The following is a 248-nucleotide window of genomic DNA, read 5'->3' on the forward strand; positions in this document are numbered from 1 at the left end:
CGCCAATCGCCACCAGAAACGCCCGTGGCATAATGACCTGCGGATCTTTCACTTTATCCGCCGCGTTCGCCATCATGCCAAAGCCCGCATAGGCAAGGAAGGTTATCCCGATACAGGAGAAGAACGCACCGGAGCTGGGGGGCGCAGAGACGGAAATATGCGCCGGTTGCAGCGACCAGACACCGGCAATAATCAGCAATAACAGGATCATCATTTTAATGCCGACGAGGATCACTTCCAGCCGCCCT

At 56.0% G+C, this 248-nt stretch carries 1 protein-coding gene; it reads right to left on the reverse strand.

Annotated features, from left to right (window positions below; genetic code table 11):
- Positions 1–248: hypothetical protein (locus R2R70_RS22175; RefSeq protein WP_410979226.1), on the reverse strand; the 248-nt coding region annotated here is incomplete at both ends.

The organism is Cobetia sp. SIMBA_158 (assembly GCF_046566945.1).
GTDB classification, from domain to species: Bacteria; Pseudomonadota; Gammaproteobacteria; order Pseudomonadales; family Halomonadaceae; genus Cobetia; species Cobetia amphilecti.